Origin of the sequence: Cohnella thermotolerans DSM 17683, from assembly GCF_000429825.1 — a bacterium.
GTDB lineage: Bacteria > Bacillota > Bacilli > Paenibacillales > Paenibacillaceae > Cohnella > Cohnella thermotolerans.
The window spans coordinates 1-13,307 of record NZ_AUCP01000058.1 but is presented as its reverse complement, the minus strand read 5'-3'; the positions used below and the strand labels follow the sequence as shown (position 1 = coordinate 13,307).

General features: G+C 60.1%; 15 protein-coding genes. 7 read left to right on the top strand and 8 right to left on the bottom strand.

The features are described from left to right. Positions 1–12: 12 nt before the first annotated feature. The 4 genes from G485_RS0112340 to G485_RS0112325 form a co-directional block, all read right to left on the bottom strand. Entirely contained in the window at positions 13–2,562 is a 2,550-nt protein-coding gene (locus G485_RS0112340) for an ABC transporter permease (protein WP_027092821.1), read from the bottom strand. Beyond that, a complete protein-coding gene (locus tag G485_RS0112335; RefSeq protein ID WP_027092820.1) occupies positions 2,559–3,248 on the bottom strand; it encodes an ABC transporter ATP-binding protein in 690 nt (229 codons plus the stop codon). The genes G485_RS0112340 and G485_RS0112335 overlap by 4 nt, the downstream gene beginning before the upstream one ends. 73 nt (positions 3,249–3,321) lie before the next feature. Continuing rightward, entirely contained in the window at positions 3,322–4,611 is a 1,290-nt protein-coding gene (locus G485_RS0112330; protein WP_027092819.1) for a sensor histidine kinase, read from the bottom strand. After that, positions 4,599–5,291, bottom strand: coding sequence for a response regulator transcription factor (locus tag G485_RS0112325; protein ID WP_027092818.1), 693 nt, complete (start codon positions 5,289–5,291; stop codon positions 4,599–4,601). The genes G485_RS0112330 and G485_RS0112325 overlap by 13 nt, the downstream gene beginning before the upstream one ends. Positions 5,292–5,508: 217 nt before the next feature. Here G485_RS0112325 and G485_RS29050 point away from each other — a divergent pair, with 217 nt between their 5' ends. Beyond that, a complete protein-coding gene (locus G485_RS29050; protein WP_084423279.1) occupies positions 5,509–5,781 on the top strand; it encodes a Spo0E family sporulation regulatory protein-aspartic acid phosphatase in 273 nt (90 codons plus the stop codon). On the opposite strand, the gene tadA is transcribed toward G485_RS29050, so the two are convergent. Next, the gene (tadA, locus tag G485_RS0112320; RefSeq protein WP_027092817.1) at positions 5,710–6,168 is read right to left on the bottom strand and encodes a tRNA adenosine(34) deaminase TadA; all 459 of its coding nucleotides are present in this window, start codon (positions 6,166–6,168) and stop codon (positions 5,710–5,712) included. The genes G485_RS29050 and tadA overlap by 72 nt on opposite strands. Before the next feature lie 365 nt (positions 6,169–6,533). Here tadA and G485_RS0112315 point away from each other — a divergent pair, with 365 nt between their 5' ends. Further along, positions 6,534–7,124 carry a hypothetical protein gene (locus tag G485_RS0112315; RefSeq protein WP_027092816.1) on the top strand — a complete coding sequence of 197 codons (591 nt, stop codon included), beginning with the start codon at positions 6,534–6,536 and terminating at the stop codon, positions 7,122–7,124. A gap of 312 nt (positions 7,125–7,436) precedes the next feature. Here the strand turns inward: G485_RS0112315 and motB are convergent, their stop codons facing one another. Together motB and motA are read right to left on the bottom strand one after the other, a co-directional pair. Then, positions 7,437–8,273: a flagellar motor protein MotB gene (motB, locus tag G485_RS26235; protein ID WP_035155966.1), complete on the bottom strand. Its 837-nt coding sequence runs from the start codon at positions 8,271–8,273 to the stop codon at positions 7,437–7,439. Further along, positions 8,251–9,060: a flagellar motor stator protein MotA gene (gene motA, locus G485_RS0112305; RefSeq protein WP_027092815.1), complete on the bottom strand. Its 810-nt coding sequence runs from the start codon at positions 9,058–9,060 to the stop codon at positions 8,251–8,253. The genes motB and motA overlap by 23 nt, the downstream gene beginning before the upstream one ends. Positions 9,061–9,217: 157 nt before the next feature. On the opposite strand from motA, the gene G485_RS0112300 reads away from it, so the two are divergent. Together G485_RS0112300 and G485_RS0112295 are read left to right on the top strand one after the other, a co-directional pair. Continuing rightward, on the top strand, positions 9,218–9,511 hold the full coding sequence (locus G485_RS0112300) for a 4a-hydroxytetrahydrobiopterin dehydratase (protein ID WP_035155985.1): 294 nt from the start codon (positions 9,218–9,220) through the stop codon (positions 9,509–9,511). A 75-nt stretch (positions 9,512–9,586) separates the two neighbouring features. Then, complete coding sequence (locus G485_RS0112295) at positions 9,587–9,886, top strand: TFIIB-type zinc ribbon-containing protein (protein WP_027092813.1); 300 nt, start codon at positions 9,587–9,589, stop codon at positions 9,884–9,886. A 127-nt stretch (positions 9,887–10,013) separates the two neighbouring features. Here the strand turns inward: G485_RS0112295 and G485_RS0112290 are convergent, their stop codons facing one another. Continuing rightward, complete coding sequence (locus G485_RS0112290) at positions 10,014–10,499, bottom strand: GNAT family N-acetyltransferase (RefSeq protein ID WP_027092812.1); 486 nt, start codon at positions 10,497–10,499, stop codon at positions 10,014–10,016. Positions 10,500–10,675: 176 nt separating this feature from the next. Here G485_RS0112290 and G485_RS0112285 point away from each other — a divergent pair, with 176 nt between their 5' ends. The 3 genes from G485_RS0112285 to G485_RS31490 form a co-directional block, all read left to right on the top strand. Further along, the gene (locus G485_RS0112285) at positions 10,676–11,845 is read left to right on the top strand and encodes an MFS transporter (protein WP_240489137.1); all 1,170 of its coding nucleotides are present in this window, start codon (positions 10,676–10,678) and stop codon (positions 11,843–11,845) included. A gap of 19 nt (positions 11,846–11,864) precedes the next feature. After that, positions 11,865–12,719 carry a sulfurtransferase gene (locus tag G485_RS0112280; protein ID WP_027092810.1) on the top strand — a complete coding sequence of 285 codons (855 nt, stop codon included), beginning with the start codon at positions 11,865–11,867 and terminating at the stop codon, positions 12,717–12,719. A 345-nt stretch (positions 12,720–13,064) separates the two neighbouring features. Continuing rightward, positions 13,065–13,307 (top strand): phytanoyl-CoA dioxygenase family protein (locus G485_RS31490; protein ID WP_027092809.1); only part of this gene is annotated, 243 nt, incomplete at its 3' end.

The following is a 13,307-nucleotide window of genomic DNA, read 5'->3' as shown; positions in this document are numbered from 1 at the left end:
GCCGGCCTTTTTTTACGTCTCTTCCCGCAACGATTCGATCAGATTCAGCTTGGACATTCGCCGCATCGGGCCTTGCACCGACAGCAGGCCGACGGCCAGCGCGGCGCCGCAGGCGATCAGCGCGCCTCCCCACGGGAACCGGAAGGGCATGCCCTGGATGCCGCTCAGCTCGACGAACAGGAAGTAGCTGAGACCGATGCCGAAGACGAGACCCCAGAAGCTCCCGAGCACGCCGAACCAGATGCCCTCGAGCGAAGCCATGCGTTTGAGCTGGCCCATCGTCATGCCAACCGCCTGCAGCAGCCCGAATTCCCGGCGCCGCAGCAGCAGGTTCGTCTGCACCGTGTTGATGATGTTGAGGCTGCCGATCACCCCGATGACGGTCAGGAAGCCGTACACGAAGATTTGCATCTGCAAATTGAATTGGCGTTCCTGCTTCTGCTGCGCCGCGATGTCTACGAGACGCGCGTTCGGCAGCGAGTCGACGAGCGCTTGCAGCGCCTGCCGAATCGCTTCGGCGTCCGCTCCGTCCTCCAAGGCGACGTCGATGCCTTCCATTCCCAGGCTTGCGCCTGTCTCGCCCGGTACGGCCTTAACCAGCTTGTCGAACACGGGGATCGGCGCCATGACGGTCAGGACCCCATCCTGGTACGCCGTTCCGAACGGCGATTGCGACAGAATGCCGCCAACCGTTACTTCGGCGTAGATCGGCTTGCTTGCCTGATCCGGATCGCTCGCCATGGCCGACCAGTCGATCAACAGCTTGTCTCCGACCTTGTAATCCGCCATGTTCAGCAGCGTCCGCTTGCCGGTCTTCGGATCTTGCGGCTTGACCGCCGTGACGATGAGCACCGCGTTCTGCGCCTCCAGCTTCTGCGGATCGGCCGTGCCCGCGATCAGGTAGGAAGCCGCTTCTTGGAGCCGGGCTTCGTCGTACTTGCGAATGTAGGCGGGCCCGATCCGGTAATCGGCCCCGTCTTTGGCCTTCGTCTCCATCTGCAGTCCCGATACGGCCAGGAATTGCGGATTTACCCGATTCGCCGGAATCCAGAGGTTGCCAACTAGAGAGCTGTAGTTGCCATATACTCCGCGCACGCCGGGCAGGGCCGCGATCCGCTCGATCTGCTCCTTCGGGATGAAATCGCGGGCCGCTTCGCCGTTATCGTCCGAGGACGAGTAGTTTTTGTAAACCGAGAAAGCGATCCGGTTCTCCTCGTTGGAATCCACCGTCAAGTTCAGCGACTCCTGGGTAAAATAGTGGAACACGATAAACAACGTCACGCTGATGATGATCGAGAACGTCGTGATCCGGTACTTGCTCCGATTGCGGCGGATGTTCTTGGACGCCATCTTGCCGCCCACGCCGAAGGCTTGCAGCGGAGAGGGCAGCCTGCTGCGGCGGAAAGACTCGCGCACGATGCTGCCGGCGCCTCTGACCGCTTCGACCGGCGAGACGCTCGAGGCTTTGCGGGCCGGCAGCCAGGCGGCCAGATACACCGAGAGCAGCCCCACCAGTACGCTTCCGCCCATGATCCAGTTGTGCCAGGTCAGTTGGAAGTCGTCCATCTGCAGAATGCTGAACCCGGCGGACAGCATCAGCCGAATGACGAGCCATAGCGCCCCCCACCCGCACGCCAGTCCGAGCGGAATGCCGATGGCCGCGAGCGTCGTCGCTTCGCGGAACACCAGCCCGCGAATTTGCGAGGGCGTGGCTCCCAAGGTGCGGAGCAGGCCGAACTGGCGAATGCGCTCCAACACCGAGATGTGGAAAATGTTATAAATGACCGCGGCCGTCGACAGCACAACCAGTCCGATCAGCGTTCCGAAAATAATGGCCAGCGCTTTGTTGAAGTTGTCGTCGGAGGATTCGCCCATGTAGGCGAGTACCTGATTGTTCGGCGCGAACGGATCGCCCAACTTAGCGAAAGCCTCGAGATGAGAGCTGATGTCGACGCCGGGCTTCAACGTAACGAACAGCATGAGCTTGCCGGATGACAGGGCGTTCTCATCCATAAGCGTATAGGCGTTCGACTCGGCCTTTTGCTGTCCGGAACGCGTATTGACCAATACGCCGCTGATCGTATACGAGCGTTTATTTCCGTCCGGGCCGACAAGTTCCGCTTTCCCGCCGACTTTGGGCGCACCCGGAAGGCGGGCGAGCATCCATTGCTCGACGACCGCTTCGTCCGGCTTTTGCGGCCAGCGGCCTTCCTGAAGATGCAGCGGCGCCAAATCGAACAAGTCCGCGTTCGCTTCGACCAGCGTCAGCTTGAACGAATCCTGCAGCTCCGTCTGCGGTCCTTCCTTGACCACCCCGATCCGATTCACCAGAACGTTGTTCTTCAGCTCGTCATACAGCTTCTTGTTCCCGGACGGATAAGCGAAATGATAGGAGCCCTGCTCATAGATCGCTTGCCGGAGCATATTGTCCTTCATGCTCTGCCCCATCGTGCCGATCGCGCTGATGAGCGCAACCGAGAGGATGATGCCGATGACGGTCAGAATCGAGCGCTTGCGCTGCTGCTTCAAATAGCGTCCGGAGAGCGCGCCGTAGCTCTTCATGCGCCGTTCCCCCCGCGCGAATCGGAGATCAGCCTTCCATCCTGCAGGCGCAAGACGCGGTCGGCTTCGGCGGCGACGTTCATGTCGTGGGAGATGACGACGACCGTCTGGTGATACTGCCGCACCGCCAACTTGAGCAGCTCGAGCACCTCGCGCCCGTTGGCGCTGTCCAGGTTCCCCGTCGGTTCGTCCGCCAGCACGATGGCGGGCCGGTAGGCGAGCGCCCGTCCGATGGCGACGCGCTGCTGCTGGCCGCCCGACAGTTCCGAAGGCAGGTGCTTGCGCCGTTCGCTCAGACCGAGCGTTTCGATCAGGTCGTTAATGTAAGCTTTGTCGGGCTGACGGTGGTCGAGCAGCAGCGGGAGTTGAATGTTCTCCTCCACGTTCAGCACGGGAATCAAGTTATACGATTGGAAAATGAACCCGATCTTCCGCCGGCGGAACACGGCTCGTTCCTGTTCCTTCAGCGCGTACAGGTCCTCTCCGTCGATACGCACCGTGCCGGAAGAGGGACGGTCGAGCCCTCCGAGCAAGTGCAGCAGCGTGCTTTTGCCGGAACCGCTCGAACCGACGATGGCGACGAACTCGCCTTGCGAGATGCCGAAGCTTACGTTTTTAAGGGCCTCGACCATCGTGCTGTCCTTGCCGTATCGCTTGCACAAGCCGGAGGCTTCGATTACATTCATCGTTCGTTCATCCTTCCCCTGTATGATGAGGCCAAGTATATCGCAGCAACCTTACAGGGGCCGGAACCGAAGCTTACAGATTTGTAAGGTGGCGGTACGGAATCGCGACGGTGAACGTCGTTCCCCCGGTGTCGTTGCGTACGGCCGATAGGACGCCATCATGGCGTTCCACGATCGATTTGGCGAGCGGCAGACCGAGTCCGACTCCGCCGCCCCCGGAGGAGGCCCGGTAAAACTTTTTGAAAATATGGGGCAAATCCCGCTCCGCGATCCCGGCGCCTTCATCGCGGACCGTCAGGCGGACGAAGACGGGCGTCTGCTCGGAGCGGATCGTTACGGCGGCGCCCGGAGGGCTATGCTCGACGGCGTTCTTGACCAGATTGCCGATCGCTTCCGCCAGCCACCGGGGATCATGGAGGAACTCGATCCGTTCCCGTTCCTCGAAGAGGATGCGCACGCCCTTCTGTTCCGCCAGCTTGCGAACCGGCTCGACGGCCTGTTCGACGGTATCGGCCAGGGGCGATACGACCGGCTGCAGCTCGAGCGCCTCCGCTTCCAGGCGGGCGATCTTGAGCAGCGTGAGCGTAAGCCACTCCATTCGCTCCAGCTCGCGGCGGCACGTCTCGAGAAATTCCCGGGCGTCGGCGGGCTTCGTCCGCTTGTCCTGCAGCAGCTCGATATAGATGGCGAGCGAGGCTAACGGAGTTTTCAACTGGTGGGAGATGTCGGCGATCGTCTCCTTGAGGAACTCTTTGTCACGATGCAATTGAGCGATCGTCTCCTGCAGACGGAGGGACAACTCCTGCACTCCGTGCGCGAGCAAGCCCAGATCTCCTTCGCCATAGATCCGGTAGTCCATCCGCTCGTTGTTTTTGACCGCCTTCTCCAGCGAAGCCGCCAGCCTGCGAATGTCCCGGAGAGGCTTGTTGAACTCGCGGAAGATCAGAACCGAGAAGGCGGCGAGCCCAAGCGCGGCGCCCCCGGCGAGAAGCATCGCCGCATGGGACCGAAACGCCGAGACGACCGGCAGCAGCGAGCTGTCCAGCGTCGCGTCCATCCCGTACTTGGCCGCCAGTTCCTTTCCCTGCCGCACCGTCTCCGGATCGGGCTTCCGGTCTCCGGAGGCGAAGAGGTAGGGCAGCTCGGCGGCCAGCTCGGGATGAGCGGAGGCTAGCTGTCCGATCAGCGCGGCATCGCGGTCCAGCCAATCCTGCTTGAGCCGGCTTGTCTCGAAGGCGACGAACGCCCAGGAGAGAATCGGCGCGGCCAGCAGGGCGAGCAGGCAGAGAACCGCGAGCCGGCGAATGCCGGGATTGCGCCACAGCCGGGCCGCGCGCAGCCTGTCCTCGTTTATCCGTTCCATCGGTAACCGGCTCCTCGTACGGTCGTGATTTTCTGCGGATCGTTCGGTTGATCCTCGATCTTCTCGCGCAGCCGGCGGATGTTGACGGCGACCGTGTTGTCGTCCAAATAGTCGCCGCCGTCCTGCCACAGATGCTGGACGATCTGATCCTTGGAGAGCACGGCCCGCGGATGGCTCATGAGCAGAGCGAGCAGCCGGAATTCCGTGACGCTGAGCGGGATTTCACGGCCATGCTTCGTAAGGCGCATCTCCGCTGTGTGGAGCACGAGGCCGTCCGATTCGAGGATAGTCGAATCGCCGGAGGCGGGGCGGGCGGCCAGACGCCGCCGCAGCACCGCCTGAATGCGGGACAGGAACTCGCGCAGACGGAACGGCTTCGTAATGTAGTCGTCGCCGCCAAGGTCCAGCCCCCGTACGATGTCGATCTCGCTGTCGCTGGCGGTCAGGAACACGATCGGCGTATCCGATGTCCGGCGCAGGCGGGTGCAGAAGTCGAACCCGTTGCCGTCCGGCAGCTGGACGTCCAGCACGATCAGGTCGAACGTCCGGGCGGCCACGGCGGCTTCGGCCTCGGCGATCAGGCGCGCTCCGGTCACTTCGAAGCCTTCCTGGCGCAGCGTGAATTCGATTCCGCGATGCAAAGCTTCATCGTCTTCGACGAGCAATAGATGCGGCGTCATCCGGTCGACTCCTTTGCCAAAGAGATTAAATTCGACAGATTAATCCTCAGGTATTAGTTCATATGGACTACTAATGTCATAAAATGGTGGAAATTAACCCAAATACATCGACACTGTTCTACATCGCGGTTGATGATTTTAGCCTATAATGGAAGAAATTACGGATGCTATCGGTCTTTGACGATACCTCACGGGAAAGGAGCGGCCAGGATACCTAATGGACACCAACCAACTCATCCATCGCCTGAAGCTGTTGCAGAACCGGCTATCCGACATGGCGAAAGAATTGGGCAATCTGACCGATCCCGAAATTGTGGCAGTCAGCGAAGAAGCGGACCGACTGATCGTACAATTGCTGAAGGAGCAAATGTACGAACACGACAAACGTAAAACGAGCAAGAAGCCTAAGACCGCAGCCTTATTTACGGACTCGCAGCCGACGGAAGAAATCCGTCAAGAGAGAAGCACATTGCTCCTGGAGCACCCCTGACGTCCAATCGGTTACGTGATTGAACCGGTTGTCCTGCAGCAAGTCCATCAGCGTCCCCGCGCAGCCCGCTTTCGGATCGCTCGTCCCGTAGACGACCCGTTCGATCCGCGACTGAAGAATAGCGCCGGCGCACATCGGACAAGGCTCTAGCGTTACATATAAAGTGCAGCCCAGAAGCCGCCAAGCGCCGAACTTCTCGCTGGCTTGGCGAATCGCGACCATCTCCGCATGGGCGGTCGGATCGTGCGTCGTCTCCCGAACGTTGTACCCGGAGCCGACGACGGCCCCATCGCGGACGATGACCGCTCCGATCGGCACCTCGCCGATCTGCTCGGCAAGCTTGGCTTGACGAATGGCTTCTTCCATCCACTTCTCGTCTTCTGACACGACAGGTTCCCCTTTCTTTTCCCGCGAACGTGCATTCGTTGTTAACATGCTGTGCACAATTCTGTTGATAATTCCGCGGTTATCCACGAAGTTGTGCACATTTTATTATAAGCTGTGGGTATAACTTGCCGCCAATCCCAAAAAACAGGCCGTTTTAGGGGCCGATTTCTTATTTGTTCACGTTATCCAGAAGTTATGCACAAATCGGATGTCAATAACGATGCGGCGATTTTCATTATTGTAACAGAGCGGAATTAAAGTTCAAAAGTACCCCGTCGCACGAATATAGTGGTAGGGAAACGGATGTGGACAGCTTGGGGCGGCGGGAACCGGAACCTGAGCTGAGGCCATATGGAGGGAGCGGCATGGTCCAGAGCGTAACAAGCCTGTTTCGGGAGCGGCCGGGCACCGAGCCGTCGGGCAAATCGCCTATTCGGGGCCCGTCCCGGTGCACGGCCGCGGAGCTGGCGAAGTTCGCGGAACGGCGGCGGCAGCCTGTCCCGGAGAGCTTCGCCTATGCGTATTTCCGGCTGGGCGAACGGTACGGCATCCGCGGGGACATCGCCTTCTGCCAGGCGCTGTACGAGACGAGGGCGTTGGCGGCGGGAAGGGTGAGGCCGATCGGGGAGGCGCGGATGACGGATCTGTGGGGGCTGCAAGGAAGAGACGAGCTGTTCTCCGACGCGTTCGTCGAGATGCATCTCCAATTGCTGTACGGCTTCGCCGTTGCTGGCCCGTTGCCCGAAGCCGCCGGGCTGTCGGCGCCGCGTCTGCAATGGATCGAGCGGAAGGGATGGAGGGGGAAGGCGCCGCATTGGGAAGACTTGAACGGGAAATGGTCTTATCCCGGCACGAATTACGGACAGGATATCGCGGCCATCTGGCGCAATTTGCTGGAATGGTCGGAGCAAGAAAGGAGCCGCGCGGAACGGCATCGGCAAGCGGGGAGAGCGTGACGCCAAGCGTTGAGCGCCGGAGGCACAGCGAGCCAGCCGGAAGCTAGTAGGCAAGCGGGGGAACTCGCCGAACGTCAAACGCCAAGGGGCATACACTTTGCCAGTGGCGCATCTGCCAGTGGCGCATCTGCCAGTGACGCATCTGGCGGTGGTGTACCCGGCAGTGACGCGCCTGGCGGTGGCGCACCGCCGGACGCTCGCCGGCAACCGCGTGCCTGTTAGCCGCCGCCGTCTTAGGCCGATTCGCGGGACTTCGCACCTCGTCCAACAAACGCAAAAAGGCCCGCCCGGAGGGCGGACCGCCAATCATGCTCAAGGCGACGCTTTTTGGCCGTCCTTGCCGTCGTTCGCGATCGCGTTCAGAACCGTGTTCGTCGTGTCCGTATCCGTATACTTGCGAAGGATCGAGACTTCGACGCGGCGGTTCTTGGCGCGGCCGGCTTCGGTGGCGTTCGTGTCCACCGGACGGTACTCGCCGTAGCCGATGGCGCTGAAATTCTTCGGATCGAACGCCGGGTTCTGCAGAAGAATCTTCATGAAGTTGATCGCCCGCTTGGAGCTGAGCTCCCAGTTGGAGGCGAATTGGTACGTGTTGATCGGCTCGTTGTCCGTATGCCCCGATACGATGACCTCGTAATCCGGGTAGTTCTGGAGCATCCGCCCGATCGCGACGGCCAGCTTCTGCGCTTCCGGCTTCACGTCGGCGCTGCCGGAGGAGAACAGGGCGTTGTCGCGAATCGTAATCATGAGCTGGGACTGGTTGAGCTGCGTCTGAAGCTGGGTGACCAAGCCGTTCTTTTTGATATAGGTGTCCAGTTCCTTCTTCAGCTTCTCCAGGTTCTCCTGCTCTTGCTGCGCCAGCTTCTCCTTCTGCGTCTTCATGTCGGTCTCTTCGTGCTTCTGCTTCTGGCGCTTGTCGAGCTCGTCTTGACTCTCTATAAGAGCCGACTTGTCCAGAATGCCGATGCCGGACGTGAAGGCGCTCTTGAACGCGTTGCTCATCGCTTCAAGCTTGGAGACGTTAACCGAGCTCGCCGCGTACAAGACGATGAACAGGGCGAGCAGAAGCGTCATCAAGTCGGAATACGGCAGCAGCCACGATTCGTCCGCATGCTCCTCGTGTTCCTCACGCCGATGCTTTTTGCTCACGTTCGCTCTCCTCCTTCTCCGCCAACGCCAGACGCTCCGTAGGCGTGAGGAATACCGCGAGCTTCTGCTGAATGGCCGTCGTGGAGACGCCGGATTGGATCGACAGCAACCCTTCGACCATCATGAGCCGGAGCTCGACTTCGCGCTTGGACAGGCGCTTCAGCTTGTTGGAGATCGGATGCCAGAGCACGTACCCGGTGAAAATCCCGAGCAGCGTCGCGACGAACGCGGCCGCCACGGCATGGGCGAGCTTCTCCATCTCGGCGAGATTGCCGAGCGCTGCGATCAGGCCGATAACGGCGCCGAGCACCCCGAGCGTCGGAGCGTACATCCCGGCCTGGGAGAAAATCATCGCGCCGGCCTTGTGCCGTTCCTCGGTTGCCGCGATATCCTCGAGCAGCACGTCCCGCACGAACTCCTGGTCGTTGCCGTCGATGATCATGCGCATACCGTTCTTCAAGAATTGGTCCTCGATCTCTTCGACTCTCGCCTCCAGAGCGAGCAGGCCTTCGCGGCGGGTAATCGAAGCCCATTCCATAAACATGCGGATGACTTCCGGCTTGGAGATCAGCTTCTGTTCGACGAAAATAATTTTGAGCAACTTCGGAACCTTGGCCAGCTCCTTCATGGGGAAGGCCATGAACACGGAAGCGGCGGTACCGCCCAGAATAATGACGTAGGCAGCCGGGTTGGTAATGAGCGCGCCGAGCGGAGCACCCTTCAGGACCATCCCCAGCAGCAGGGCGACAAATCCCAATATAAGCCCGAAAATCGTTGAATTCTTCATTCGTACACCCCAGCTTGTCGAGTAATAATTTGGCGTGGCTGAACAGGTTCTCGTAACCGACACTTTAATAGGATTATCGACACGATGGAGCGAAAGGTTTAGAGATAAGGAGAGCAATTTCACAAAAATGCCCATCGGGGCATGGAGGGAGAAGCGGATGGATGCACGCAATCGGTTGACGGAGGAACAGTTGGCGCAGGGGCTGATGGCGTTGGACGGGTGGTCGGTGGAAGAAGGCAAGTTCATCGTCAAAAAGTATCTGTTCCCCGCCTTCCCGGACGCGATCCGGTTCGTGAACCGGGTGGCCGAGCTGGCGGAGGCGCACAATCATCACCCTTTTATCGCTATCGATTACCGGAAGGTGACGCTGCGGCTCACGACTTGGCACGCGGGTGGGTTGACGGCTCTGGATCTGGCTTCGGCGGAAGCGTACGACCGTCTTGTGCCTTAGCGTGACTTTTGCCCCGAAACCATCCATAGTTCCGGCCGTAAATAAGCATAATAAGGATAAGGAGGCTGGAAACGCATGAATTGTCCGGTATGTCACGATTCGAGAATGCGGGAAGTGGAGAAGAACGGCGTTCTGATCGACATCTGCCCGAGCTGCAAGGGCGTCTGGCTGGATCGCGGGGAGCTGGACAAGCTGATGGCGGAAGTGCGCGAAGTCAGGGACGATTACAATCGCTGGTATTACGACGACGATGACGATCGCCATCGGTCCCATGCGCCGTATCCTCCCCAGCATAAGTCGCACGACTCTTACTATGGACACAAGCACAAGAAGAAGAGAAGCGTTATGGATCTGTTCGGCGACTTGTTCGATTGACGCAGGCAATAGATGAGCGGAAGAGGGGTCTTCGGGGCGCCTCTTCTTCATTTGCAGGCAAGCCTATACAATCTCGATTTGAACGTTCCCTACGCGCAGGGTGATCAGTTTGGAAGATGAGCCGCGGTTACCGTCCGGCAGGCGGATAAACCATGCACAGAATCGACACGCGGCCGTGGGACGCTTGGCGTTCGTAGCGATCGGAGGCGACGAAGCCGGCCTTCTCGTAGGCGCGGATCGCCCGGACGTTCCACGTCTCCACTTCCAGATCGATCTCGGCATTCGGCGCCCGGCGGGCGGCTTCCTCGGCAATCGCAGCCGCGAAGGCCGCTCCCCAGCCCCGGCCGCAGCAGTCGGGCCTGAGCCCCAGGCCGAGACGGACGACCCCGACCATCGGGAAAAATTGAGCGTACCCGATCAGCCTCCCGTCGCCGTCGCGCACGGAGGCATATTGGCGTTCCCGGATGGCCGGGTCGCCGAATTCCCGTTCTTCGGCTTTCATCCGCTCCCATGAAGGCCATCGGTACAAGTCGTATGGCGGGGGATACCGCCATGTGCAAATCTCCGCCCCGTCCGCTTCGGACATGGGGCCAATCCGAAATTCCGGCGGCATCGCTTCCGGAATCCCCCTTTCTTTTTTCCCCGGCGCGGGAACCATTCTCTTCTCCAACAATAACACAGACCGGGGTTCATGGTATAATAGGACGGTATTTCTAATTGACGATTGGGTTGGTGTTCTGAAAGGAAGGGAAGGTCGGGCCGATGTCCAGGCTTATTTTTTTGGGTTGCATGGCATATTTGACAATCGGGCTTGGCCAGTTGGTCGTGGGCGCGGTGATGGAGCCGATGGTGCACGCTTACGGGATTCAATACGGCGACGGGGGGCAGCTGGTGATGAATCAGTTCCTCGGCGGGCTGCTCGGCACGTTGTGCGCACCCTGGCTTATGCGAAGGTTCGGGCGCAAGACGCTCCTGCTCTTCGGCTTCGCTATGATGGCGGCAGCGGAGTTCGCTTATGCGTCGCTCCCGCCGTGGGGCGTCATGCTGATCATCGCGCCGATTACGGGCTTCGGCTTCGGCATGATCGAGACGCTCGTCGGCTCGCTGATTATCGCGGGAACAGGGGAGCGGGCCAACGTGGCGATGAGCCGCGTGGAGACGTTCTTCGGCATCGGGGCGCTCATTATTCCGTTCGCGGGAGCGGCGCTGATCGAGATCGGGCAGTGGCGGATGGCGTTCGGCGTCGTCGCACTGCTCGCGATCGTCACGTTCGGGCTGTGGCTGAAGCTATTGCCGGCCTCGATCGGCAGCGGGAAAGCCGGAGAGAGCGAGGAGGCGGGCGCCGCGTCCCTGCCCCGTTCGAGCGCCGGGAGGTACAGAGCCGTCATGCTCGTATGCGCCTTGTTCTTCGTCGTTTACGTCGGCATGGAGATGAGCTTCGTCCACTACTTGCCTTCGATGCTCGTTCAGTCGGACGATCTGTCCGAGGCGACGGCGACGCTGGCGCTCAGCATTTTCTGGGGGGCGATGACGCTCGGACGCTTGGTGGCGGGGAACGTCGCCGACCGTCTCGGAGGGGCGTCCTACCTGCTGGGAACCTGTCTGGCGGCGTTGGTCGTCTTCCTGCTCATGAGCTTGACCGGCGGGGCGACGGCGATCTTCGTGCTGACTTTCTTCGCGGGATTGTTCCTGTCCGGGATGTTCGCCATTGCGCTTGTGTTTACGAACCGGGCCGTGCCCGGCATGACGGAGCGGACCACCAGCACGCTCATCGCTTGCGGTCTGCTCGGAGGAGCCATCGTGCCCAAAGTGGCCGGCTGGTCCCTCGACCACTACGATGTGTCCGCGACCCGCTGGCTGTTCACCCTCGTCGCGGCGCTGATGCTTCTGACGATGGCCGCGGCTGTGGTTTTGTCGAATCGAACGGGCAAGCCGGTTGCAGCTTCGAATCGAATCTAACACGAAGGAGATGGATAGAATGAAGCACGTGGTGTCTATGAAATGGGTGCTGGCCCGCTTGTACGAACCGGATCTGGTCATCGTCGATTGCCGCTTCACGCTCGGCCAACCCGAAGCGGGAAGAAGAGCTTACGAGGAGTCGCATATTCCGGGCGCGGTGTACCTCGACCTGGAGCGGGACCTGTCCGCTCCCGTCGGCGAGCACGGCGGTCGCCATCCGCTGCCGGACGCCGCGGAGCTGGCTGAACGGCTGGGCCGCGCCGGCATCGGCAATGATTCCCGCGTCGTCGCATACGACGACCAGGGCGGGGCGATGGCTTCCCGCCTGTGGTGGCTGCTCCGGTACTTGGGCCACGAGCAAGTCTTCGTCATGGACGAAGGCTTCTCGGCCTGGAAGCGCGAAGGGTTCCCGGTGAACGCGGAGCAGAAGGTAATCGTTCCGGCGTCCTTCCTCGCGACGGTGCAGCACAAGATGCTTGCCGAGATGGACGACGTGCGCGAGGCGCTCGGCACCGATCGCTTCGTGCTTGTCGACTCCCGCGATCCATCGCGTTATCGTGGAGAGGCGGAGACGATGGACAAGAAGGCGGGCCACATCCCTGGAGCGCGGAACAAGTTCTGGAAGGGTGTGCTGGACGAGCAGGGACGGTTCAAGCCGGCGGACGCCATCGCTGAGCATTTCGCCGATCTGCCGCGCGACCGGGAGATCGTCGTCTATTGCGGCTCCGGCGTCACCGCCACGCCGAACGTGCTCGCCCTGAGCGAGGCCGGGTTCGAGAAGGTGAAGCTGTACGCAGGCAGCTGGAGCGATTGGATCTCGTATGAGGGGAATCCGATTGCCACAGGCGACGAAGAAGAACAAAGAGGCGTTTAATAGTATGAAAAGCAAAATACAGAGCAACAGAGGGTTTACCTCCGCGGCTCTGTATTTTTTTGCTTCGGAATCAACATGAAGTCAACAAACGGGTCGTAAAAAATCTATTCGAAAACAAGGGCGAAAAATCAACCTTCAAGGTGAATTTCGGCCTTTTAAATGTTGTGGGTAACCTGCTGTGTATTTAGGGTTTGCTGAACGATTTCAATAGTAAATCGGGGCAGGGCGACGGCGGAATAAGAAGGTGAAAATGAGGCAAAAAAGAACGCGCAGCCTGCGTTCCAGGTTCATCACCAGCAGTTGCAGCGTGATGACCGATTCGCTCGTCTGTGCAAGGCGTGCTCGATGTTCGTGCCGAAAACGCCAAAAATCAAAAATTTGAAGCACGTCGATCTGGTGAGTCCCCACGATATTTTTTCGGATTCCGGCGCTTCGGAGGTTGACCGCAATACGGCTGTCATCGTACGAATGAAAGCGGGCAGCTGCACGTTCCACGACGGACTTACCTTCCACTATGCGCATGCGAATCGGACGGATAAGCCGCGGCGCGCGCTCGCCATCATTTTTATGGCCGATGGCACGACGTAT